Annotated in this window: 18 protein-coding genes; 17 read left to right on the forward strand and 1 reads right to left on the reverse strand. The window is 48.4% G+C overall.

Annotated features, from left to right (window positions below):
- The first annotated feature begins 42 nt into the window (after nt 1–42).
- From QZT80_RS23170 to QZT80_RS23250, 17 genes are all read left to right on the forward strand, one after another.
- The gene (locus QZT80_RS23170) at nt 43–564 is read left to right on the forward strand and encodes a glucosaminidase domain-containing protein (RefSeq protein WP_295127967.1); all 522 of its coding nucleotides are present in this window, start codon (nt 43–45) and stop codon (nt 562–564) included.
- A 76-nt stretch (nt 565–640) separates the two neighbouring features.
- Entirely contained in the window at nt 641–2,029 is a 1,389-nt protein-coding gene (locus QZT80_RS23175; RefSeq protein WP_295127970.1) for a hypothetical protein, read from the forward strand.
- Nucleotides 2,001–3,248, forward strand: coding sequence for a GDSL-type esterase/lipase family protein (locus QZT80_RS23180; protein ID WP_295127972.1), 1,248 nt, complete (start codon nt 2,001–2,003; stop codon nt 3,246–3,248). Before QZT80_RS23175 ends, QZT80_RS23180 begins: the two co-directional genes overlap by 29 nt.
- 4 nt (nt 3,249–3,252) lie before the next feature.
- Nucleotides 3,253–4,740: an MBOAT family O-acyltransferase gene (locus QZT80_RS23185; RefSeq protein ID WP_295127974.1), complete on the forward strand. Its 1,488-nt coding sequence runs from the start codon at nt 3,253–3,255 to the stop codon at nt 4,738–4,740.
- A 167-nt stretch (nt 4,741–4,907) separates the two neighbouring features.
- Nucleotides 4,908–6,170 (forward strand): beta-ketoacyl-ACP synthase II, encoded by a 1,263-nt coding sequence (fabF, locus tag QZT80_RS23190; RefSeq protein ID WP_295127977.1) that lies wholly within the window; start codon nt 4,908–4,910, stop codon nt 6,168–6,170.
- Between the two features lie 288 nt (nt 6,171–6,458).
- The gene (locus tag QZT80_RS23195) at nt 6,459–7,328 is read left to right on the forward strand and encodes a hypothetical protein (RefSeq protein WP_295127979.1); all 870 of its coding nucleotides are present in this window, start codon (nt 6,459–6,461) and stop codon (nt 7,326–7,328) included.
- Nucleotides 7,329–7,502: 174 nt separating this feature from the next.
- Nucleotides 7,503–8,096, forward strand: coding sequence for an RNA polymerase sigma factor (locus QZT80_RS23200; protein ID WP_295127982.1), 594 nt, complete (start codon nt 7,503–7,505; stop codon nt 8,094–8,096).
- Between the two features lie 209 nt (nt 8,097–8,305).
- A complete protein-coding gene (locus tag QZT80_RS23205; protein WP_295127985.1) occupies nt 8,306–9,466 on the forward strand; it encodes a FecR family protein in 1,161 nt (386 codons plus the stop codon).
- A 238-nt stretch (nt 9,467–9,704) separates the two neighbouring features.
- On the forward strand, nt 9,705–12,899 hold the full coding sequence (locus QZT80_RS23210) for a TonB-dependent receptor (protein WP_295127988.1): 3,195 nt from the start codon (nt 9,705–9,707) through the stop codon (nt 12,897–12,899).
- A 25-nt stretch (nt 12,900–12,924) separates the two neighbouring features.
- A complete protein-coding gene (locus tag QZT80_RS23215; protein WP_295127991.1) occupies nt 12,925–14,526 on the forward strand; it encodes a RagB/SusD family nutrient uptake outer membrane protein in 1,602 nt (533 codons plus the stop codon).
- A gap of 167 nt (nt 14,527–14,693) precedes the next feature.
- Nucleotides 14,694–15,260 carry a sigma-70 family RNA polymerase sigma factor gene (locus QZT80_RS23220; protein ID WP_295127994.1) on the forward strand — a complete coding sequence of 189 codons (567 nt, stop codon included), beginning with the start codon at nt 14,694–14,696 and terminating at the stop codon, nt 15,258–15,260.
- On the forward strand, nt 15,257–16,264 hold the full coding sequence (locus QZT80_RS23225) for a FecR family protein (protein ID WP_295127997.1): 1,008 nt from the start codon (nt 15,257–15,259) through the stop codon (nt 16,262–16,264). Before QZT80_RS23220 ends, QZT80_RS23225 begins: the two co-directional genes overlap by 4 nt.
- A gap of 10 nt (nt 16,265–16,274) precedes the next feature.
- Nucleotides 16,275–19,301 (forward strand): TonB-dependent receptor, encoded by a 3,027-nt coding sequence (locus QZT80_RS23230; protein ID WP_295128000.1) that lies wholly within the window; start codon nt 16,275–16,277, stop codon nt 19,299–19,301.
- Between the two features lie 24 nt (nt 19,302–19,325).
- On the forward strand, nt 19,326–20,696 hold the full coding sequence (locus tag QZT80_RS23235) for a metallophosphoesterase family protein (RefSeq protein WP_295128003.1): 1,371 nt from the start codon (nt 19,326–19,328) through the stop codon (nt 20,694–20,696).
- Nucleotides 20,697–20,944: 248 nt separating this feature from the next.
- Nucleotides 20,945–23,821, forward strand: coding sequence for an excinuclease ABC subunit UvrA (gene uvrA / locus QZT80_RS23240; protein WP_295128006.1), 2,877 nt, complete (start codon nt 20,945–20,947; stop codon nt 23,819–23,821).
- Nucleotides 23,822–23,848: 27 nt separating this feature from the next.
- Nucleotides 23,849–24,337, forward strand: a complete 489-nt coding sequence (locus tag QZT80_RS23245; protein WP_295128008.1) for a DUF6452 family protein — start codon at nt 23,849–23,851, stop codon at nt 24,335–24,337.
- Entirely contained in the window at nt 24,309–25,031 is a 723-nt protein-coding gene (locus tag QZT80_RS23250) for a DUF6048 family protein (RefSeq protein WP_295128011.1), read from the forward strand. Before QZT80_RS23245 ends, QZT80_RS23250 begins: the two co-directional genes overlap by 29 nt.
- A gap of 6 nt (nt 25,032–25,037) precedes the next feature.
- Here QZT80_RS23250 and QZT80_RS23255 read toward each other — a convergent pair whose 3' ends face one another.
- On the reverse strand, nt 25,038–25,481 hold the full coding sequence (locus QZT80_RS23255) for a GNAT family N-acetyltransferase (RefSeq protein WP_295128014.1): 444 nt from the start codon (nt 25,479–25,481) through the stop codon (nt 25,038–25,040).
- Nucleotides 25,482–25,518 lie beyond the last annotated feature (37 nt).

A 25,518-nucleotide genomic window follows, 5' to 3' on the forward strand; every position in this document is an offset into this window, starting at 1 on the left:
TGTCTTAATATTGCCCCTGGTAAAACCTAATTTGTCAACTTGATGCGTCTTCGTAAACATATCAGAAGGAACATACTCATCGGTGGGATTTGCATCTCCAGCATGTTTGCGCACGCGCAAACACGCACTGCAAAAACCTACCTGAAAGAGTATTCCCCGGTAGCGGTTTCCCTGATGCAGGAAACCGGGATACCGGCCAGTGTAATAATGGGGGTGGCTATGCTTGAATCGGGCATGGGTACCAGCCGTAACGCCAAACTGCTGAAGAACCACTTTGGTATTGTTGGTAAAAACAACCTGGCCAAACGCGGTGAAACCTACAGGTCAAAGTACAAAGAGTATAAAACGCCCGAGGAATCGTATAAACATTTTGTTAAAGTTATTGCCAAAAAGAAGTGGTTTAGTAAGTTAAAAGGCACTACTGATGTGAGTGTTTGGCTCAGGAGTATGTCGCACTCCGGCTACTCCAGCGCCGGTGATCTATGGATTACGAGAGTATCGGCCATGATTAAACGCTACAAATTATATGAGCTGGATGATGAATTGAATTTGGCAAAAGAATAGCTTTGCAGCGTAAACAATATCCATCACTGTAAACTCGTTTTGGATGGCGTCCACTACCTAAGATTATTCGTTGTTTATGTCATCGTCTACCGGAAACAAGAATCCCTACCCGCTCTTTATTATCACCACTACGCTGGTATGCCTTATCGCTTTATCTTTTATAAGCGATAGTTTCTCCTTTAGCGGTCATACCTTTAAAAAGGTAGATATACTGGCCGATCTGAAAGCACAACCTGCAGACTCCTCCGACTTTGAAGATCCTGAACTGCCCACTATATTAAAGCCTGCAGGCGACTCGGCTACTATTGCCCGCGCTGCGGCTCCCCGCAATTACCTTACCTATGATGGTTTGGTAGATTACGGCATGCTGGTGCCCCGCGATTCCTCTGCCGGTATAGAATACTTCATGACCGCCCTGCGTGAACTCAAAGCGGGTAAACGTAAAAAAGTACGTATTGCCTACTTCGGCGACTCTATGATCGAAGGCGACCTTATTACCCAGGACCTCCGCGACCTGTTGCAATCGCAGTTTGGCGGTAATGGTGTAGGCTTCGTACCCGCGACCTCGATAGTGGCTTCGTTCCGCGGCAGTATTGTCCACACTTTTTCTCCCAACTGGAAAGACTATCATTACAAAAACGATCCCCCTTCCAATATTATGCTCGGTTTATCGGGCCATACCTTTTACCCGTCGGGCTCCAGCTGGATAAGGTACGCGCCGGTGAAACGCCCGCACCTCGACCATTTCGAAGAAGTGAGTATATTGTATGGTAAGGCCGCCGGCAACCTGGTGATCAACGATCATACTTACCCGGTGCAGGGGTATGAAGACTTAAACGCTCTTACCCTGCATGCCGATACCACGCGCGAAGACCTTACACTGAGATTTAATGGCGATGAGCATTTGCCTGTATTTGGAGCAGCCTTCGAAAGCGGTGAAGGCATTTTCGTAGATAACTTCTCTTTCCGCGGCATCAGCGGCATCGAGCTGGCAAAACTGAGTCGCGGTATGTGGGAAGATGTGCAGCAGGTGCGTCCGTACGACCTGGTGGTATTGCATTATGGCGCCAACGTGTTGTGGAAGCCGGAGCTTACCAACTACGACTGGTACGAAAAACCCATGAGCAAGGTGGCCGATTCGCTGCGTAATATGTTGCCGCATACCTCCATATTAATGGTCGGTTGTGCCGATAAGTCGTATCGTAAAGGTGGCGAGTACATTACCGCCCCCGGTGTAAAAGCGTTGATGAAGTCGCAGCACAAAATAGCGAGCAAATATGGTTTCGCTTACTGGAACCTGTTTCATGCGATGGGAGGCGAAGGTTCTATGACCCGTTGGGTAGAGAGTGATACGGCCATGGCCAATAAAGATTATACGCATTTCAACTTCCGCGGCGCATCCAAAGTAGGGGCGTTGCTATATAAAGCAATTATGGATGAATATCAGCTGGAAGAGCATCAGTAAAGTAGCCATTGCTATTGGTTTAATCATAGGAACAGTATCAGTAACAGCACAGACTAAAAAGAAGAAGAAAGCCCCCGTAGCAAAAAAGGTAACCACCGTAAAAGCGGTGCCGGTAACTAACCAGTTATTGAACGATACATGTTTGTATCCTTTTTTTGACCGGCTGGAGAACGGGGCGGCAGAGGTAACGGGCATACTGCACCTGGGCGATTCGCACCTGCAGGCCGGTTTTTTAACGGGTACACTGGCGGCTAAGCTACAGGCGCAATTCGGTAACGCCGGCAGGGGATATGTGTTTCCCTACACCGAAGGCCGTACGAACGGTCCGGATGATTACCGCTGGGGCTCTAATACAAGCTGGAGTGCGGCAAGGGTAGTGGAGCGGACGAACATGTTTACAGGGCCTGGCGGTATAGTTTTGTATTCGCAGCAGCCCTCACCCGATTTGAGTTTTAGCTTCCGGAACAGTACGAATACTTTTACATCAGCCGAACTGTATTATGAAGGAGGAGATATACCAGGGATAGATAAAAAACAAGTACAGGGGCCGGGAAGAAGTATTACGAGGGGAGAGCTGAAGTTCGATAATCCCGTAAGCAGTTTCAATGTACGCTGGTCGGGCCTGCCCGATACCCGGTTTTACGGGGCGGTGTTGAAGAACGGGCAACCGGGGATACTTTACCATACAGTCGGCATTAACGGCGCCATGTTCTCGAACTACAGCAATGCCGGTAATACGCTGGAGCTGCAGGCCGAATGGTTTAATCCTCAGTTGGTGATTATATCGTTAGGTACCAATGAGGCCTTTGGTTACATGGCTGCCGCCCAGTTCCGCAACGAAATGGACAGGGCGGTGCAGGAGTTGAGAGATAAGCTGCCGGAAGGTACCGCGTTCCTGCTTACCACACCACCCAGCGGTATGGGTAAGGCTATACGTACACCCTACCGCAAAAAGGTGAACGGTAAGTATAAAACCTACTACCGCAGTAAGTTCAGAACAAATACACACGTAGCGGTCATTCGCGACGAGATTATAAAATACTGTAAAGAGAACGGCCTGGCCTGCTGGGATTTTTACAACATCATGAAAGGAGATGCCCGCTTTAGCCGTGGCTGGAGCAGCGATCACCTTCATTTTAACGCCACCGGTTATAATATGGAAGGGGCATTATTGTACGAGGCCATAGATAAGTCGTTTAAAAAATACCATAACCTTTAGAAAGATGCTCACATTAGAGAAGCTGTTGTCGCAACTGATGTATAACCCCGAGGAACCGATATTATTTAACAGCGGTTTTTTTCTCTATTTCTTCGCAGCCTTCCTGCTGTGTTACCAGTTGGTTATTAACAACACACGCGGCAGGGTGTGGGTGTTTACGTTGTTCTCCCTTTATTTCTTTTATAAAGCCTGCGGGCATTATGTGGGGCTGGTATTACTGTCGGCCGTTATCGACTTTTATCTTTCCAATACTATCCATGCCACCGAAAATCAGCGTAAACGTAAGGCGCTGCTGGTGTTTAGTATCGTTATTAATATAGGTATGCTGGTGTACTTCAAATACACCAATTTCTTTATCGGGGTGATGAACGATATCGGGGCCGGGCATTTTACGCCGCTGCACATCCTGCTGCCTATCGGGATCTCTTTTTATACCTTCGAGAACCTGAGTTATACGATAGATGTGTACCGTAAAGAGATCAAACCCGTGACCAACTTCATGGATTACCTCTTCTTCCTGTCATTTTTCCCTAAACTGATGATGGGGCCTATCGTGAGGGCGGCCGATTTTATCCCGCAGATCTACAAACCTTACCATGTGAATGCCGAAGACATGGGTAAGGGCATGTACCTGATACTTGGAGGACTGTTCAAGAAAGTAGTGATTTCCGATATTATCAACCAGAACTTTGTACAGTATATTTTCGACGACCCCGCACGCCGCACCGGTTTAGAATGCCTGTTAGGCGTTTATGGGTACGCCCTGGTGATTTACTGCGACTTTTCCGGGTACTCCGATATGGCGATAGGTATTGCACGTTGGGTAGGATTTAAGATCCCCGCCAACTTCGATACCCCTTATAAAAGCAGCAACATCACCGAATTCTGGCGCCGCTGGCACATCTCCTTATCGTCGTGGCTGCGCGATTACGTGTACATTCCATTAGGCGGTAACCGTAAAGGCAAGGTGCGGCAGTACATTAACCAGTTCCTCACCATGATTATCGGTGGCTTCTGGCATGGTGCCAGTTGGAACTTTATTTTATGGGGTGCCATGCACGGCTCACTGCTGGGGCTCGATAAATCCCGTATCAACTGGATGAAGGCCCGTGGCTGGGACCAGTGGACGGGTATGAAGAAGGGGATACTGAAGTTCCTGGGTATCCTGTTCACCTTCCATTTTGTATGCTTTTGCTGGGTATTTTTCCATGCAGAAACCTTTGAGGCCGCTACAGCATTGTTGCACCAGGTAGCGTACGACTTCCGGCCCGACCTGTTACCGACCGTACTGAACGCCTACCCGATCGTGTTTGGCCTGATGGCGCTTGGCTTCCTGCTTCACTTCCTGCCCAATATTACCTGGGAAAAGATAGAACTACGCCTGGCGGGCTTACCATTATGGGGAAGTGTAGCGATTATGGTAGCGTTTATCTGGCTGCTCATACAGGTGAAAACAGACGAGCCCATGCTACCTATTTACCTCCAGTTCTAATATTAATTTTTATAAGAGAAATGCCTGTTCGGAGCAAATTGCCGATGGTAAAGCCTTTGCGCGGATAAAATTAAAATTAAAGACATAATAATATTTCTCTATGTATATGCGTAATCTTAATAATAAGTGAGTAAATTTGCCGCTCTTAATTTATAGAAACAACAAATATGCGCACTGTTACACTGAGAAGAGTAGTGATTACCGGCCTGGGAGCGATAACGCCGCTTGGTAACGACGTTAATACATTCTGGAATAATCTGAAAGCCGGCAAAAGTGGCGCAGGACCTATTACCAGGTTTGATACTACACACTTCAAAACAAAATTCGCCTGTGAGCTGAAAGGGCTCAACATCGATGACTTTATCGAGAGGAAAGAGGCCCGTAAAATGGACCTTTTTACCCAGTACGCGATGGTAGTGGCGCACGAAGCCATGCAGAGCGCTAATGTGGACCTCGAGAAAATAGACCGTACTAAATTCGGTGTTATCTGGGCTTCCGGTAACGGTGGTATGCAAACCTTCGAAGACCAGATCGTTGAGTTTGCGCAGGCAGACTTTGTTCCTAAATTCAATCCTTTCTTCATTCCAAGGCTTATTTCCGACATTGCTGCCGGACAGATAGCTATGAAATATGGCCTGATGGGTATTAACTACTGTACCATTTCGGCCTGCGCCTCTTCCAACAGTGCGTTGGTAGATGCGTTCAACTATGTTCGTATGGGTAAAGCCAATATGATCATTGCCGGTGGTTCGGAAGCTCCGATCACCCGTGCAGGTATCGCTGGTTTTAATGCCCTCAAAGCCCTTTCTACCCGCAACGACGATCCCACTTCCGCTGCCCGTCCTTTTGACGTGGACCGTGATGGTTTTGTTATGGGCGAAGGTGCTGGTGCGCTTATCCTCGAGGATTACGATCACGCCATTGCCCGTGGTGCTACTATTTACGGAGAAATGGTAGGTGGCGCCATGACGGCCGACGCTTATCACCTTACCGCTACGCATCCTGAAGGTCTTGGTGCAAGACTGGGTATGACCCAGGCGCTGGAAGATGGTGAGCTTACCCTCCAGGACGTTGATTACATCAACGCCCACGCTACCTCCACCCCGCTTGGCGACCTCAGCGAACTGAAAGCGATCCACACCCTGTTTGGCGATCATGTGTCAAAACTGAACGTGAGCGCTACCAAATCAATGACCGGTCACCTGCTGGGAGCCGCCGGTGCGATCGAAGCCATTGCCTGTCTTAAAGCAATTTCCGACAGCCTGGTCCCGCCCACCATCAATACTACCAACGTAGATCCTAACGTGCCGCAGGGCATTAACCTCACAGTTGGTAAAGCACAGGAGCGCGAAATCAACGTGGCGATGAGTAACACATTCGGTTTTGGTGGTCACAATGCCATCGCGGTATTTAAGAAGTTCGTTAAATAAAGTACTTAGTGTAATAATGAAGACCGGGCGATGTTAGCCCGGTCTTTTTTTTACCCTGATCACTGTACCCGGATTTCTGATTTCTCCGGTATTATAGGCCGTTCCTCCTGTCATATTACCCTATTTTTAATATTAAAATCAAAAATATAACACGCCTCACACGCCCGGCAACTATAAGTTGCCTACTTTTGTGAAACTATTATCTGACAGATCCCCCTATTCCGTTAACTCATATCTTTTGAATCTCCACCATTTATTCGCATCATTTATTGCTTAACGCAATTTACTATGGGTCATAAATACGTTAGCATCCTGCTACGGGTGGTACTATTGATTATATTATGTTCGCACGGCTTTTCGTGCGAAAAGACCGATGATGCACCTAATCCGGTAACAGCTGCTTATGATACTAATGCGGCATTGCAATGTGAGCCAGAACGTTTTGGCTGGGGCAATGGCAGTGGTACAGAGAAGATTGATAACGGTTATCCCTATATATTCCGCAAAACCTATAATGCCGCAGGCGAGCCTTATTCGCTGCAGGCCAATACAGCAGCCAATTATGGCCGTCATTTTGATTTAAAGGTGAGTCGCGACAGCAATCGTGTGTCGCTGATAAGACCAACAGACGGGCATGAGGTGTTAGTAGCTACCGTCGACAGTTTGGGCAGGGCTGTTCAAACCATGTTCCGTTCCGCGCCAGAGGGTAAGGCAGGATTTAAGCTTTCCATGAACTTCTTTTATAATAGTGACGGTCGCCTGTCCAAATTTACCTGGGGGCACGATCTTCATGGGGTATTTAACGTAACCTACGATACCCAGGGCAATATAACGTCCATAGCCGACCGCGATACCACAGGTCTTCGCTTTGTATACACCTACGATTATTCGCAGCCGCCGGTAAAAGGCGTAGTGTACGACGAAGAGCGCGGCGATGCCATGATCGGTATTAACCTGCTGGAGTCGCTGGGTTATCTTCACCTGCGGCCTAACCACCTGCGTAAGTCTGCCGAGTCATGGTCGGGCAATTACAGGCTGGAGCGCAAGGAATACACCGCCCACGTGGTAAACGCCATTGGTTATGTAACTTCCTACACTGCCTTTAGCAGCAGTTCTTCCTCACATACCTACTACACCGACTGGAAGTGTAAAAAATAAGCCCTCTTTTCTTTTCTGACATTTTGTTTATTTTTGAAAAAACCGTAGCCGGCATGCCGCCGGATTGTGATTTATCTGAGAGCCGGGAATACCAATTAGACGAACCAAATTTAATCGACCAGATCAACAATTAATAACTGCACATGCGGGGTATTCCGGTAAACAAGTTCGTAAATGAAATATAGCGGATCGGAAGAGGAGGAGTTGGTGAATTTATTTACTGCAGGGAGTGAAGCCGCTTTTGCGGAACTTTATCGCCGTTATCATGCAGGAGTATACACCTATTTGCTCCGTTTTGTAAAAGTACCGGCACTTGCCGAAGACCTGGTGCACGATGTGTTCGTGAAGCTTTGGGAGCTTCGGGAACGTGTACAGATAACCAGTTCTTTTTCCGCCTACCTGTACCGCGCCTGCCGCAATCACGCTATCAATCGCCTTAAACAAATAGCCTCCGACCGCGAACTGCGCGAGCAGGTAATGGTACACCTGGCCCCCCTGGTGCCCGAAGCCGCTGTTAGTCCCCTTAAAATGCAGCAGTACGAACGTTTAATGAAACACGCCATCGACCAGTTGCCGCCTCAGCGCCGCAAAGTGTTTCTGCTCTGCCGCGAAGAGGGCAAAACCTATAACGAAGCGGCCGAAATCCTTGGCCTGTCGCGCAATACCGTAAAAGAACACATGGTATATGCCATGCGTTTCCTGAAGGTGTACCTGTTTGAGCATGGCGACATCGTACTTTTCTTTCTCCTTTTTGCAAATGTGAAGTAGGCGTATACATCGCCGCGACCGGGAATAACTGGATGTTGCCCAATGTTGTTACAGCTGCTGAAGAGAGTGACACAACGGCGGCTGAATACAGTGCCATAGCCCGTTTCCACCCCTTAATATTCCTTCGTAAAACTTTTTTTCTACCTGCACCCACCTTACCCCTTTTGTTTTTTGTCTTATTATCAGAACACCTTAATGTGTTCCCGATTATGCAGCACAGTGCCCAATATTACAGGGAGTTAATGCAGCGGTACACCGACGGTACCTGCACACCGGAGGAAGTGGCCGAACTTTTCAGTTACCTGGAAAGCGATGAGGCAGCCCGTTTGCTGGTGGAGCATAACCGCAAAGTGTACGAACAGTCCATGGCCAACCCGGGTAAGATTTCCCCCGAAGCAAGCCTGCGTATGCAGGAGCGGATCATGCAAAGCATACAACCTGCGCGTAAAACGGCCTTTATCCGCCGGCCCGTTTTCCGTTATGCAGCCGCTGCGGCACTTATTATGCTGGCGGCAACAGGTGCTTACCACTGGATAGCACCAGGCCCGGCGCAACCACTTACCGTTAACACAACTAAACCGGCCGCCAATGATGTGGCGCCGGGTAGCGATAAAGCAGTGCTCACCCTGGGCGATGGCAGCACCGTGGAGCTGGACAGCGCCGGCAACCGGGTTATTCAGAACGGTGTTAGCCAGCAACAGGGACATCTGAAATACGAAGGCACAGCGCAAAACATTGCGCCCGTATTTAATACCCTCACCACGCCAAAGGCCGGACAGTACCAGGTTACCCTGCCCGATGGCAGCCGTGTATGGCTGAATGCCGCATCATCTCTCACTTTTCCTACAGCCTACACCGGTAACGAGAGAAGCGTAACGCTCACCGGAGAAGCTTATTTCGAGATAGCCGCCCATACGAAACCCTTCAAAGTAAAGGTGGATGGTATGGAAGTACAGGTATTAGGCACCCGGTTTAACGTAATGGCTTATGCAGACGAAAAGCTGCATGCCACCACGCTGCTGCAGGGAGCGGTGAAAGTGATCAGCGGCACCACACAAAACATCCTGAAACCAGGCTCCCAGGCGATATTAGATCAGCAAAACAAACAAGTACAGGTACAAACCGTTGACTTAGATAAAGTGATTGCCTGGAAAACAGGCTTCTTCGAGTTCGATGATGTAGCACTCCCCGTTATTATGCGCCAGATAGCGCGCTGGTACGATGTGGAGATAGAATATAAAGGACGTAACCATTCCGACGGTTTTGGCGGCCGTATTAGCCGTAACCTGCCACTGTCGGACATTCTCAGACTATTACACGTGAACGGCGTAGAGTGCCGTATAGAAGGTAGAAAAGTGATCGTATTATAAGAACAACCAATTATAAGATATATGTAGATCTATGATTTCAGGGAACACCCATATGTAAAAGAACAGGGAGTGCTGGTAACACTCCCTGTTTAAAAGATTTGGGTAATCCGTAAAACAACTATTCCGGTTAAAGACAATTTATTTCAGAATTCCCAAACGCTACAAAAGTATGAATTTACGCTTTCGTGGTAAGACTTTGTATACAACAAAGTTTTTATCAGCCAAAATTGTATTGGTTATGAAAATGACCGCATTGCTGCTACTGGTCGCCTGTTTACATATTAGTGCCAAGGGAGTGTCGCAAAATGTGACCCTTTCGCTGAAGAATGCCTCACTGGGTAAGCTTTTTAAAGAGATTTCCCGCCAAACGGGGGTATCTATTGTATATAAAGAAAAATTGCTGGCGAACACCTCGCCGGTTACGATAAATGTAGATAATGCACCTATCCGCCAGGTCTTGGACGAGGCATTGAAAAACCAGCCAATTGGCTACACCGTGGAACACAATATGATCATTACCCGATCCCGGCCCGCAGACGCAGCTCCTGCCGCCCTCGACACGCTTATTACCGTTAACGGTAAGGTAAGCGATGAAAAGGGCGGCCCGCTGCCGGGCACTACGGTACTGGTAATGGGGCTGCAACAGGCCACAGCCGTATCGGCACAAGGTGTATACTCCATTAAAAATGTTCCGGTAAATGCTACCCTGGTATTTAGCTATATGGGTTATACCACAGAGCGCATCCCTGTAAATAAACGCACCGTAATCGATGTGGTGTTAAAAGAAGACCGCGCACAACTGGAGCAGGTGGTAGTAGTAGGGTATGGCTCCCGCAAACGCAGCGACGTTACCGGTTCTATATCTTCCATTCCAGCCGGCCGTTTATCTAAGCTGCCTGTTACAAATGTGCTGCAGGCTATGCAGGGCGTAGTGGCAGGTGTTAACATCAGTGCGGGCAGTAACGCGCCGGGCCGTGTAGCGGCTTTTAATATCCGCGGTGTTAAATCTATTGCCGCCAGCAACAACCCGCTGGTAGTGCTGGACGGTACGCCTTTCTCTGGTTCGTACAATGATATTAATCCGAGCGACATCGCCTCTGTAGATATCCTGAAAGATGTTTCGGCTACTGCTATTTACGGGGCACGCGGTGCGAACGGTGTGGTGATGATCACTACCAAACGCGGTAAAACGGGCAAGCCGGTTATTACTTACAGCGGTTATACCGGCATCGAAAATGCAGGACATATCGTAGAGCCCATGAGCGCAGCGCAGTATGTGCAGAAGTATAAGGATTTCGTTACACAGAAAGGTATTTCCAATGCACCGGTAGTGCCAAACCTTGCAGAGCAGCAGAACTACGAAAAAGGGATTGCTGTTAACTGGATGGACGAAATTCAACAACAGGGCCTTATCAATAATCACGAACTAAACATATCAGGCGGTACGGATAATGTAAAGTATTATTTGTCGGGCGGCTACCTGAAAGAAAAAGGTATACTGAAAGGGTATCAGTACAACCGCTTCTCCATCCGCTCTAACCTCGAGGCCAACATTACTTCGTGGTTAAAGTCGGGCACGAATTTGTTTTTTGTGAACAACAACTATGATGGTGGTGTGGCTAACCTTTATATGGCCACTGTGATGAGCCCGTACGGTGATCTTTACGGCACCAATGGCGATTATGCCATTTACCCTATGAACCCGGAAACGCTGTATACCAATCCCCTGTTGGGTTTGTATAATCCGTACCTGAACCGCAACCGCAACCTGAGTGGCAATACTTACCTGGAATTGTCGCCCCTTATTTCCGGTCTGAAATACAGGCTGAATGTATCGGCCGGGTTAGTAAAAGGCGATACTGCATCTTATACCGGGCGTAATATGGGTGATATGAAAGGAACGGCCAGCGTAACAGCCGGAGAAGGTGTTAACTGGCTGGTGGAAAACATTCTTTCGTACACCAAAACCATTGATAAACACAACTTCGATGTAACGTTATTATACAGTGCCCAGGAGGAAAAAATGAAGCTGGTATCGGCCAACGCTAACACCTTTATTAACGATGCGCTTACTTACCATAACCTTGCTGCCGGCCAGAACCAGACCACCGCCTCACGTAACGTTGGTAGTCAGTTGGTATCGCAAATGGCAAGGGTAAACTATAATTACGACAGCAGGTACCTGTTTACTGCCACTGTACGGCACGATGGTTACTCGGGTTTTGGTCCGGGTAAAAAGTATGGTACGTTTCCTTCTGTGGCGTTGGGATGGAATATCACCAACGAGTCTTTTATGAAGAGTGTGCCGGTTATCAATTCACTTAAACTGCGTGCTTCATACGGCCTGAGCGGCAACATGGGCGTATCTCCTTACAGAACGATCAGCCAGTATGGCACCGCAGCTTACATTTACGATGGCGTAACGGCTATTGGTGTAATTCCAGGTACGTTAGGTAATAAACAATTGCAGTGGGAAAGCACCAAAGGGTTAAATGTGGGCCTCGATTTCAGTGTACTCGACTCAAGACTCAGCGGTAGTGTTGAAGCCTATAAATCGAACACGTACGACCTGTTGCTGAACCGCAGTATTCCGGTTATTTCCGGTTATTCCACCATCCTCGATAACGTTGGTAAAACAGAAAACACTGGTCTTGAAATTACCCTGAACAGCGAAAACATCCGCAGCAGTCAGTTTGGCTGGACTACCAACTTCAACATCTCCTTTAACAGGAACAAAATCGTTGATCTGTATGGTGATAACAAAGATGATGTGGGTAATAAGATGTTCATCGGTAAACCACTGCGGGCCATTTATGATTATAAAGTAATTGGTGTTTGGCAGGAAGGAGAAGACTTTTCCAGTGATGCTACTGCCAAACCAGGTTACCTGAAATTCGCAGATATTGATGGTGTGAAAGGTATTACTTCTGCAGACAGGGTGTACCAGGGTACAGAGTTGCCCAGGCACCTGGCAGGCTTAACCAACACCTTTACTTACCGCGACTTTACGCTCAACATCTTCCTGCAAACATCCCAGGGGGGCACGAAGTCGAACCCAACGTACGATAACCGCGATCAGAACGGGCGTATCAATTTGCCAGCTGCGATGCCTTACTGGACATCCGAAAACAAAAGCAACACCGCTCCGTCACTGGCATTCGAAAACTCGCGTGGTTACCTGTACCCGGTGTCGTCTGCCTACATCCGTTTAAAAGATATTACGTTCAGCTACACCGTACCGAAAGAACTTTTGAACCGTTACCGCATTGCCAATATGACCGCCTACATCAGCGGTCGTAACCTAGCCACCATAACCGACTGGATAGGCTGGGACCCGGAGGCCGACCCCGCGGACAGGAGTACTCAGCAGGGCAGCGGTTATTATCCGCAGGTGCGTACCATCATTGTGGGTGTGAATGTCGGTTTACAATAAGTGCTTAGTTAAAAAAAGTAACAACATGAACAAACGAACTTTTATATATCGCATGGGTATGGCTCTTATAGCAGCTGTACTTTTTACCGCCTGCCAGGATAAGTTCCTGGAAGAAGATTTTAAAGCGGGTTACTCCGGCGACGCCATTATCGACGATGCCGGTTTCAGGGCTGCTATTGCAGGTTTGCAGACAACTTTTCGCAATAATGATTACTCCAGTGTACAGGGAGGCCTGGCCAGTTTGGCAGTAGGTACAGACATTGCTGTGGGCGGACAAATAGTGGGTGCTTATATGTCGGGCTTCCAGGACTACAAACAGCTGATACCGCAGGATGCCAGTGCGAAGTTTCACTGGACCTGGTGTTACAAAATCATCAATCTTTCCAATAACATTATACAGGCGGCTAATGGTCCGGCTGTTACATTAACTACAGCACAAAAGGCTTTATACATTGCAGAAGCCAGCTTCTACCGTGGTTATGCTTATAACTTTTTATCGATCCTGTTTGGGGGTGTGCCGGTTTTAACAGCACCGGTTACGGCACCTAAAACGGATTATGTAAGGGCTACTAAAGCCGAAGTACTGCGCCTTATTATCAGCGATCTGAAATACGCTTCCGAAAACCTCCCCGATATTAGTAAAGTAGCATCGCAGGGACGTATAAACCAGGCGGCTGCATTACAATTGCTCGCCGAAGCTTACCTGCGTGCGGGTAAGGGCGATAGTGCTGAAATAGCCACTAAGGCCATAATTGGCAGCAACCTGTTTTCGCTGGTAAAAGCCCGCTATGGTATAAATAAAGACAAGCCAGGCGACCCTTTTTACGATATGTTCGTGTATGGTAATCAACGTCGCAGTCAGGGTAACACCGAAGCTATATGGGTAGTAGAACAACAGTACAACGTGAACGGTGGCGGCCTGCCTGCCGATAATACCGGCGACCAGCACCGCAGGGAATGGGTGCCTTTTTATGTGAACGTATCAGGTATGCTGGTAGCCGATTCACTGGGTGGCCGCGGTATCGGGCGTATTCGTCCGACGAACTGGTGGGTGTACCAGTTGTATGAGCCGAACGATATGCGCAATTCTCCTTACAACCTGCGTCGTAACTATTACTACAATAATCCGGCTAACGCCAGGTACGGACAGCGCGTGGTGCTTACAGGCAACCTCGATACCACACAAAACGCCTATGCGCACAACACCAAATGGTACTACAGCGATCCTTCCGATGTGCTGGTAACCAATACCTACAAAGACCGTATTATGATGCGCCTCGCCGAAACGTATTTGTTGCAGGCCGAAGCACAGTTGATGCAGAATAAAACAGACGATGCGGCCATCAGCATCAACGAAGTGCGCACACGCGCAAATGTTGCCGGTGTCAGCGGCGCACAGGTAACGCTGGATTTTATTCTGGACGAACGGGCACGCGAACTTACCGGTGAGGAGAATCGCCGCCTTACCCTGGCCCGTACCGAAACCCTGGTGGCCAGAACAAAGAAATACAACCCGGTAGCCGGTCCTACCATCATGGACCATAATAACCTCCTCCCCATTCCGCAATCAGAAATCGACCTGAATAAGGACGCGAAGCTGGAGCAGAACCCGGACTATATAAAATAGCTTTTACAGAAAAAATCACATGGATGATATCCCTGCCTGGCTTCCCGGGCGGGGATTTTTTATGTCCCCCATTGTTAACCTTATGGTAACACGTGCCGGTATAAAAAATCGCCCGTAAATGTGTCTTTTTATGTGAACAGAGAAATCAAACCAGCCGCTTTACGGGTATGAGTCAGCACGTGGACGAACTTTTATGGGAGTATATAAGGCAGGATGATCACAAAGCCTTCGAGGTGCTTTTTGTAAGATATTACAGGGAGCTCACGAATACCGCATTCTATTACAGCAGCAATAGTGAAGAGGCAGAAGAAGTAGCGGCCGATGTGTTACATCGTTTGTGGCAGCGCAGGGACGCGCTGGAGATAGGAAGCAGTTTAAAAGCCTACCTGAAAGTAGCCACCCGCAACGCCACCTTTAATATGTTGCGTAAGAAGATGCTTGTAATGGAGGAACTCACCGACAATGTGGCCAACGATTACAGCACCGCGGCCGACGACCGGCTGGCGGTAAAAGATATAGAAGATGATATAACCAAAGCCCTGGCCCAACTTACTGCCAGGCAGCGGGAAATTTTCCGCATGTATCGTTTCCAGGACTACGATGCCGCAGAAATAGCGCAACTGCTCAACCTTTCGGAAGGCACCGTAAACTACCAGTTGCATAAGGCGAATAAAAGATTAAAAGAGTACTTCAGGGTATTATCCAAAAAGACAGGCCAACTATCAACAGATTGAAACAGGAACAGGACCATATAAACTGGGAGCTGGTATACGCCATACTGGCGGGAGAAGCCGATGAGCAGCAGGAAGCGCAGTGGCGCGAACTGTTTTTGTCGCAGGAGCAGTACCGTACTATTTACGAGCAGTTGAAACCATCGTTCCTGGAGGCCGAACGCAGTAATACATTTACACGCCTGCAGTTTGTATCGCAACTGCACGGTAGTTACGCGCCGCCGGTAAAGCAACCGGCCGGTATAAAATACCTGCGTCACTGGAAAGCGGCTGCCGCTTTCGTGATCTGTTGTTCGGTGGCCGGTGTTACTTCTTACCTGGTTGGACTAAAACGTCAGTCAGCAGCTCAAACGGTGGCCTGGCAACAGATAAAGGCCGTGGCGGGCAGGCTTACCACGGTTACCTTCCCCGAAGGTTCTTCCGTGCGCCTGGCACCTCTTAGTAGCATCCGTTTTCCCAGTCAGTTCGCAGGCGGCCGCAGGGAAGTGTTCCTGAGCGGTGAAGGATTTTTTAACGTCGCTAAAGGTGAAAAGCCTTTCCTTGTACACACCGGTAATATTACCACGCGCGTGCTGGGCACTGCTTTTTCAGTAAATGCGAACAGTGAAAAAGAAGTATGCATAAGCCTGGTAGAAGGTAAAGTGCAGGTACAGAAACAATCGGCCGATACAACCTTGTCGCTGGCAGTACTTACCCCGAATCAAAGCCTGCGTTACGATGTTAAAGACGAAAGCTGGGAAGTGAAGAAGATAAGTGAGCAGGAAGCGGCGATCATCAGGAACGGAGGCATTGTATTTAACGCCACGCCCTTACTGGAGGTAGCCTCGCTGCTGGAGAAGTACTATGATGTAAAAGTGGTGTTCGAAGATGCGGGACTTAAGCAGTTAAGGTTCTCCAGTATGTTCGGGCAGCCTTCATTACGCGAAATATTACAGGCTGTAAAGGCCGCTAATAAAGTGGATTATATCATCCGCGACAGCACTATCTATCTGAAAAAGAAACATTAAACAACCTTATATGAAGCAACTGAATGCCTGCGCCTGTTTATGGCGTACAGGGCTCTTATTTACCTTACTGTTCGCTTGTTTGGCCGTACAGGCACAACAAAAAATGAACGATTACAGAGTGTCGCTCAGTCTTACTAACCGCCCGCTTAAAGAGGCGATCAGCAGTCTGCAGCAAAGCACTGGCCTTTCCTTTACCTACTTTGAAGAAGACATTAAACACGCCGCCCCGGTAAGCGTAAATGTAAACAACGCCCCGCTTGACGTGGTGCTGGAACGCCTGTTGCCCAGCCGCAGCCTGGCTGCTTCGCTACAGGGTAATAAAGTATTTATAACTGCCCGTAAGCCAGAACCGGTACGTTACGCGGTGCTGAAAGGTTCTGTACGCGATGCTGCTAATACCCAGGTGCTGCCTTACGCTACTGTGCGTATAAAAGGCACTGAAATGGGTGCTACGGCTGATAAAGACGGAGATTACCTGATCGCAAACATCAAACCGGGTAACTACACGATCGTTACCGGTTATATCGGTTTTGTAACGGTGGAAAAACAGGTGGTACTTAACAGTGGCGAAACGATGCACCTGCCTTTTCTGCTTGAATCGCTGACGAAAGCGCTGGGCGGTGTTACCATTTCGGGCATTCGCCGCGGAGAGGTGAAGGCTTTAACGGCGATGAGGAATGCGGATAACATCAAGTATGTATTGTCGTCTGAGCAGATTGAGAAGTTCCCGGATAATACAGTGGCCGAATCGCTGCAACGTGTACCGGGTGTAGCGGTGGGTTACAGTTATGGTGTGGCGAGAGATGTAATTATCCGTGGCCTCGATCCTACCCGTAACGCCGTGCAGATGAACGGCAACCGTGTACCGGCTACTGAAACCCAGTCGCGCACTACGGACCTTAACGGCGTTTTGTCCAACACGGTAGAATCTATCGAAATAGTAAAAACTCTTACGCCCGACCGTGATGCGGATGCTACAGGCGGCGTTATCAATATTATTACCAAAAGCGCACAGGAAGAAAAGCCTGTACTGGCCGGCAAAGCACTGGCGGGTTACAATGGTCTTACCGAAAAAGCGAATTACGACCTGTCGCTTTCATATGGCCGCAAGAAAAATAGGTTCGGTTATCTCTTAAGCGGTAGCTACTTCCAGAGTACCCGCGGGCAGGACCGTATAGATATTTCCTACGCCGATTTTGAAATTGGTGAAAATGAAATGCGTAAACCGGAAAGCATCACTTACGAAGCGTTTAAGATCGATCGTAAGAACCTGGGCCTGACGATTGACCTGAACTACGATGCGGCTAAAAACACGAAGCTTTACCTGCGCGGTATCTATAATAAATATTACGAGTTTCAGTATTCAGGCAGTGTAGGCAATAGCATTGGCGAATGGGATAACGAGCAACACGCTTCTGATATTACTATTTACCGCGATGGCCGCTGGCGCGATTACCACCGCGATATATTTACCCTGAACTTGGGAGGTAAATCGCTGCTGGGTAAACTGAAGGTGGATTACGATGTGAACCTCAACAAAGGTTTGTACGATCAGCCAAAGTATTGGAATGCGTCATTCAATCTTGGCGATCAGGCAGCTAACATCAACCTGGCTAACCCGTCGCAGCCTGCGGTGGTTTACGACGATGCCGCTGCTACCGATATGTCAAGTTATACCACCCGTAACTATATTAATCGTCACGAGCGGGTGGATGATAAAGATGCACAGGCGTCTTTTAACGCGATACGTGAAATTGCGCTGGGTAAAGAAAACAGGCTGGATATTAAGTTTGGCGGCCGTTATCGTTACAAAACCAACAAACGTTTCCGTAACTACTATAACCACGTACTGCGTGCCGGTGAAGAAGATTTTAAACTCACCGACTTCCTGTCTGACTATAAAAGGGAAAACTTCCTGAACGACTTCATGGACCTCAATGGCTTCCCCGAAACAGAGCGGATGGAACAATACTTCCAGAACAACCTGGCGAAGTTCGAGGATGATCCTACTTACACCCGCCAGAACACCGACCCGGATTCTTATTCCGGTAACGAAGATCTGATGGCTGCTTATGCTATGGGTACTTTAAAACTGAATAAGCTGGATGTAGTGGCAGGTGTTCGTTTTGAGCGTACTTCCTTCGAATACAAAGGCAATGAAGTACTGCTCGACGAAAACGGTACTTACATTTCTACCACTAAAATCGATCATGCAAATTCGTTTTACGGTTTTTATCCATCCCTGAACATTAAATATAAACTGTCGAACCGCACCAACCTGCGCGCAGCGGTTACCCGTTCACTTTCGCGCCCTAACTATTACGACCTGGTGCCCTGGAAAGAGATTGAGAAAAGGCGTAAACGTATTAACCAGGGTAACCCGGAACTGGTAGAGGAACCGGCGATTAACTACGATCTGTTGGCCGAGCATTATTTCTCTTCTATTGGTTTGTTATCGGGTGGTGTGTTTTTTAAAGATGTAGATAAAGTATTGTTCGATTACTCTTATGTACAAGCCGGTGGTGAGTTTGATGGTTACCGCATCAATACTAAAACGAACGGTGGCCGTGGTAAACTCTATGGTTTCGAAGTGGCCTGGCAGCAGCAGTTTACCTTCCTGCCCGGGTTCCTGAACGGGTTCGGTATATATACTAACTATACTTACATTCAGTCAGAGTTAACGACGCCAACTGCCGATACTAAACGTAAAATAGCTATGCCCGAAATGCGTCCGCACGTAGGTAACGTATCGCTTACTTACGAGAAGTATGGCTTCTCCGGCCGCGTATCTTCTTACTTCTTCGCCAGCTACCTGGCAGAAGTGGGTGATGTGGCAGCTTTCGATACACATGAAAAAGGCCGTATGCAGCTGGACTTCTCAGCATCGCAGCAAATAGGCAAACACTTTAAAGCAACACTTAATCTTAGCAACTTAACCACCGCTAAACGCAGCGATTATTTCGGCAGCGAAAAATACCCGCTTAATACTTATATCGATGGCTGGTGGGGTAGCGTAGGTTTAAGTTTCCGGTTTTAATTTTTAGGTTGATAAATGATGACGATGATGAAGAAGTTATTTTTGATGGGCCTCCTGCTGCCTGCAATGTTGAAAGCGCAGGATAAAACGTTGTACCCGGCATCGCCCGTGCCCGACCGTATTATGCTCACCTTTGCCGGCGAACCTGCTACTTCGCAGGCCGTAACCTGGCGAACAGATTCGGTAACCGTAAAAGGGGTGGCAGAGTTGAAGCTGGCGTCGCCGCACCCGGCCCGTGAAGTGAAACCTCAGGTGTTTGACGCGGTAACACAGCCGTTGCAACTGGCAGGAGCCACGGCGAGTTATCATACTGTAAACTTCACTAACCTGCAGCCCGCCACCCAGTATATGTACCGGGTAGGCGACGGCGCACAGAACTGGAGCGAATGGATTCATTTTACGACAGCCGAAAAAGGATTTAAACCTTTCTCCTTCATTTATATGGGTGATGCGCAAAACGATCATAAAAGTCTTTGGAGCCGCGCCATTCGTGCTGCCTACGCTAAAGATCCGCAAGCCCGTTTTATGCTGCATGCAGGCGATTTGATTAACCGTACAAATGTAGATAATGAATGGGGCGAATGGTTTTATGCCGGCTCCTGGATTTACAGCATGATGCCGACCATCGCCACACCCGGTAACCACGAGTATTACCGCGACGAAAACCGTACGCTCACCATCACCAAACACTGGCGCCCGATGTTCGCATTTCCGGAGAACGGTCCGCACGGTTTGGAAGAAAGAGCGTACTACGTAGACTACCAGCAGTTGCGTGTCATCTCCATCTGTAGCCAGTCCTTTTTACTCAACCCGGCCGATAGCGTAAGCCAGATGGCATGGCTGGAAGACCTGCTGAAAAACAACCCGAACCGCTGGACGGTAGTCACCATGCATCACCCCGTATTTTCTTCAAAAGAAGGCCGCGATAACAAGTCGCTCCGCGATGCACTGAGGCCTATGTTCGAAAAATACAAAGTTGACCTGGTACTGACAGGCCACGACCATACCTATGGCCGTGGAATTGGGGAGCAATCGGCCCGTGGCAAAAAGATAAAACTGAAAGGTCCGGTGTACCTTACTTCGGTGAGCGGTCCCAAACAATATGTGCCTGCCCTCGACGGCTGGCAGCAGCGTGCAGGTGCCAATACCCAGTTTTACCAGATCGTGAACGTCGGAGAGAATACCCTCCGCTACCAGTCGTTCACCATCACCGGTGAATTGTACGATGCTTTTGACCTGGAAAGGAAGAAGGGCGCGAATGTGCTGGTAGATAAAGCGCCGGCTATGAAAGAGCTATTGGACCTGCCACCTTCCTACACCGAAGAGCTGACGGCTGAACAGCAGGAAACTTACCGGAAGAAAGTGATTGAACATCAACAGAAAACATCTGAATAAACCCTGTTTGCCTGTTTTTTCGCCTCACTGCCTGTTAAGGGCGGTGGGGCGTTTTTTTAGCTAATAGTGATGGTATATTCTCCGTCCTCAGGTACTCTTCTCCTATACTTCAGGTAGTCTTCAGGTACTCTTCAGCTATACTCGGAGCAATTTGGTAAAATACTATCAATTACGACCTCTGCCTTTACCACAAAAATTGCATTCTCCCCGCTTTCCCGTAACTTAGTACTTTGGTTTCGAGGAATGTTATGGCAAAGCAAAAGAACAGTCAAAAAGCAGATATAGCTCCGGTAATTACAAGCGATGAACAGATTGAAGTTTATGGCGCCCGCGAGCATAATCTTAAGAACCTGGATATAAAAATCCCCAAGAATAAACTGGTTGTTATCACCGGCATTAGCGGTAGCGGTAAATCATCGCTGGCGTTTGATACGATATATGCTGAAGGGCAGCGCCGTTATATGGAGAGCTTCTCCGCCTACGCACGCCAGTTTATAGGCGATATGGAACGTCCCGATGTGGACAAGATCACTGGTTTATCGCCGGTTATTTCCATTGAGCAGAAAACGACCAATAAAAACCCCCGTTCAACGGTAGGTACCATCACCGAGATATACGACTTTCTCCGCCTGCTTTACGCCCGCGTAGGCACGGCTTACTCCTATAATACCGGAAAGGCCATGACCCGCTTCTCCGAAGAGGAAATTATGGACCACCTGTTTAAAACTGCCAGTAAGAAAAAGATCGTTGTACTGGCCCCGCTTATCCGCGGTCGTAAAGGTCATTACCGCGAACTGTTCGAGCAGGTGCGTAAACAGGGGTATTTAAAAGTAAGGGTGGATGGGGAAATACTGGACCTGAAAGAGCGTATGCAGCTCGACCGTTACAAGATCCACGACATTGAACTGGTGATAGACCGTATACAGGTGCAGGATGATGCCCGCGTGCGGATGAGCCAGAGCGTGCAAAAGGCCTTACAAATGGGTAAGGGACTGATGTTCGTAATGGACCACGATTCGGGTAAACTGATGCAGTACAGCCGCCAGCTGATGTGTGAAGAAACAGGGCTGTCGTACGAAGAGCCATCGCCCAATACCTTCTCCTTCAACTCGCCATATGGCGCCTGTCCGAGGTGTAAAGGGCTGGGTACCATTTACCAGATCAATATGGAAGAAGTGATCCCCGATCGCTCTAAATCCATTAACGATGGTGCTATTGTTCCCTTGGGCGAATCGCGCGATTCGTTTTCGTTTAAGCAGATACAGACACTGGCCCGTAAATATAAATTCTCCCTTACCGCCGCCGTTTCTTCCCTGCCCGCAACTGCGCTGAACCTGATATTGTTTGGCGATGAAAACGGCAAGCTGGACATGGAAATGGATTATGACGGCGACAGCGCGGCCATGGTAGCATCCGAATACGAGGGGGTGGTAAACATGGTAAGACGTTACTTCAACGATACATCTTCTGAACATGTGCGTAGCTGGGCCGAAGGTTTTATGCAGTTGAGTACCTGCCCGGATTGTAACGGCGCCAGGTTAAGAAAAGAGAGCCTGTTCTTCAAAATAGATGGTAAAAACATCTCCGAAGTAGGTAATCAAAACCTGGACAATATGGCTGCCTGGTTCAAGGATTTGGAGAAACGCCTGGACAAAAAGCAGAACGCCATTGCCAAAGACATTCTGAAAGAGATCCGCGAGCGTACCGGCTTTTTGCTGGACGTTGGTTTAAATTATCTTTCCCTGAACCGCGCCACCCGCACCCTGAGCGGTGGTGAATCGCAGCGTATACGCCTGGCCACCCAGATAGGTTCCCAGTTGATGGGCATTACCTACATCCTGGATGAGCCGAGCATTGGTTTGCATCAGCGCGATAACATGCGCCTCATCGATGCATTACGCAACCTGCGGGAAATGGGCAATACCGTAATCGTGGTAGAGCATGATAAAGACATTATGCTGCACGCCGATTACCTGATCGATATTGGTCCGGGCGCCGGCAAACACGGTGGCCAGATAGTAGCCCAGGGCACACCTAAAGACATCCTTAAACTTAAAACTGCCACGGCAGGATACCTGAACGGTATCCACGAGGTAGATACACCACCGGTGCGCCGTAAAGGCAATGGCAAAAAGCTGGAGCTGAAAGGCGCTAATGGTAATAACCTGAAGAACGTAGACCTCAGTCTGCCGCTGGGATCATTTATTTGTGTGACCGGCGTTTCCGGAAGCGGTAAATCTACGCTCATCAACGAAACGCTCTATCCCATTCTTTCTAAACATTGTTATGATTCCAAGATGGTGCCTATGCCTTACAAAAGCATCAAGGGCCTGGAGCATATCGATAAGGTGATAGAGATAGATCAGTCGCCGATTGGCCGTACCCCACGCAGTAACCCTGCTACCTATTGCGGGTTTTTTACCGACATCCGCACGCTGCTGGCCGCTGTGCCCGAGGCGAAGATCAGGGGATACAACGCAGGCCGTTTCTCCTTTAACGTAAAAGGCGGGCGTTGCGACGTTTGTGAAGGTGCAGGTGTGCGCACCATTGAAATGAACTTCCTGCCCGATGTATTCGTGCATTGCGAAAAATGTAATGGCCGCCGCTATAACCGCGAAACTTTAGAGATCCGCTATAAAGGCAAATCTATTTCCGATATGCTGGATATGACGGTGGATGAGGCGGTGGAGTTTTTCCAGCCCGTTCCCTACATCTACCGCAAAATTAAAACCCTGCAGGATGTAGGCCTGGGTTACATTACCCTGGGCCAGAGTGCCGTAACCCTCAGCGGGGGCGAAGCGCAACGTGTAAAGTTATCGACCGAGCTTTCTAAAAAAGATACCGGTAAAACCATTTATATCCTCGATGAGCCTACCACCGGCCTCCACTTCCAGGACATTCAGCTGTTGCTGGGCGTACTGAATAAACTGGTAGACCGCGGTAACACCGTGCTGGTGATTGAGCATAACCTGGATGTGATTAAAACCGCCGATTACCTGGTGGATCTTGGTCCCGAAGGGGGCGAAGGTGGTGGTAAGATACTTTGCACCGGTACGCCGGAAGACCTGCTGAAGTGCAAAGAAAGTCATACCGCTAAGTTTCTTAAACTGGAGTTAAAGGGTTAATGCCGGCTTTTTATTAATATTGCCCTCATGAAGAAATTGGTTAACAAGGTGCTGGTAGTATTGGCGCTCGCGGCCCTCGGTTTTGCCGCCTGCGACGATGAAACAAAGGTCTGTAATTCAAAAACAGATACTTACGCCAGTGTGAGCTTCAAATACCTGGATACCGCCGGTAAAACCGATGTGGTAAGAGATACCGTGCTGCCGAGCCTCACCGTTTACGCCCTGGAGCGTGACAGTATTTATGCGCAGGCCGCCAATTACTATGTAATTAACCTGCCTTTAAACGGCAACCGCGATACCAGTGCTTTTTACCTGAAGCCCGGCGCCGCCTTCGGGGCCGATACCCTAACCTTCGTTTACAAACGTGTACCGCATTTTATTTCTGCCGGTTGTGGGTTTGTAAATTATTTTAACATTGATACTATCTTTACGACCCGCAACGAAGTCGATTCGGTGGTTATCAATTCAAAGCAAGTAAATACGGATAATGCAACTACGCTTACGCTGTTTTTTTAGTTTCCTTCTCCTGGCTGCCGCCGTTAGCGCCACCGCCCAGGAACAAAAGGATACGGTGTATAAACCTGTAGACATACAGGCAGGGCTGCGTTTGGGCGTAGACCTTACCCGTTTTGCCATCAAATACTTTCAGCCGTACCGCACCGATGTTACCATTACCGCCGATGCGCAGTTCAAGCGTAACCTGTACTTTGCCTCGGAAGTAAGTTTTAATAATACCTCGCACACCGATACCAATTACAGCTATAAAGGCAATGGCGGTTCCATTACCCTGGGCATTGATTATAACTTATTGAAGAAGAGAGAGCCGGGAGAAAAGAACATCATTTATACCGGCATCCGTTATGGCCTGGCGGTATTTAACTACGATATACCCAGTTACACCGTACACGATCCGTACTTCGGCAATTACACAGCCAGCTATCCCCGGACGAACGCTACCGCACATTGGATAGAATTGTTAATCGGTATAAGGGCAGAGATTTTCAAGAACTTCTATATGGGCTGGAGCCTGCGCGACCGTATTCTTCTTAATAGAAAGATAGCTACACAGGACTTCCCGGCACTGGTCATCCCCGGTTACGGTAAGGGTAATAAGTCAAATGCTTTTGATGTACAGTACACCGTATCGTACTTCATTCCGCTATATAAGGTGCGTACGAATGTAATGGAGATAAAGCCGAAGAAGAAGTAAGCGTTCTTACTTTCTCACCATTTTAATATGCTCGATACCGTCCTCGAGATAAATGTCACTTACCTGCTCAAACCCGAACGACTCATAAAACTTTTTGAGGTATTGCTGTGCGCCGATCTTAATGGGCCCTTTGCCCCATACGGCTTCCACCGCGTCGATGCTTACCTGCATTAATTCTTTGCCCGCACCAGTTCCCCTGGCCGATGGGCCTGTAAGTACCCTGCCGATAGAAGCCATTTCGAAAGTAACGCCCGCAGGAAACAGCCTGGTGTAGGCTGCCAGTTTGCCTGTATCATCAAAACCCATGAGGTGCAGGGCCTGCTGGTCATTATAATCCATATCCTGGTACACACAGTTTTGTTCTACCACAAACACCGCACTACGCAGGTGAAGAATGTCGTACAGCTCGTTTGGGGTAAGGTCTGTAAAGGACTTCCGGATCCATTTCATAATCAAACACTATATAATCAGCCCCAAGTTTAGGATA

Origin of the sequence: uncultured Chitinophaga sp., from assembly GCF_902168175.1 — a bacterium.
GTDB lineage: Bacteria > Bacteroidota > Bacteroidia > Chitinophagales > Chitinophagaceae > Chitinophaga.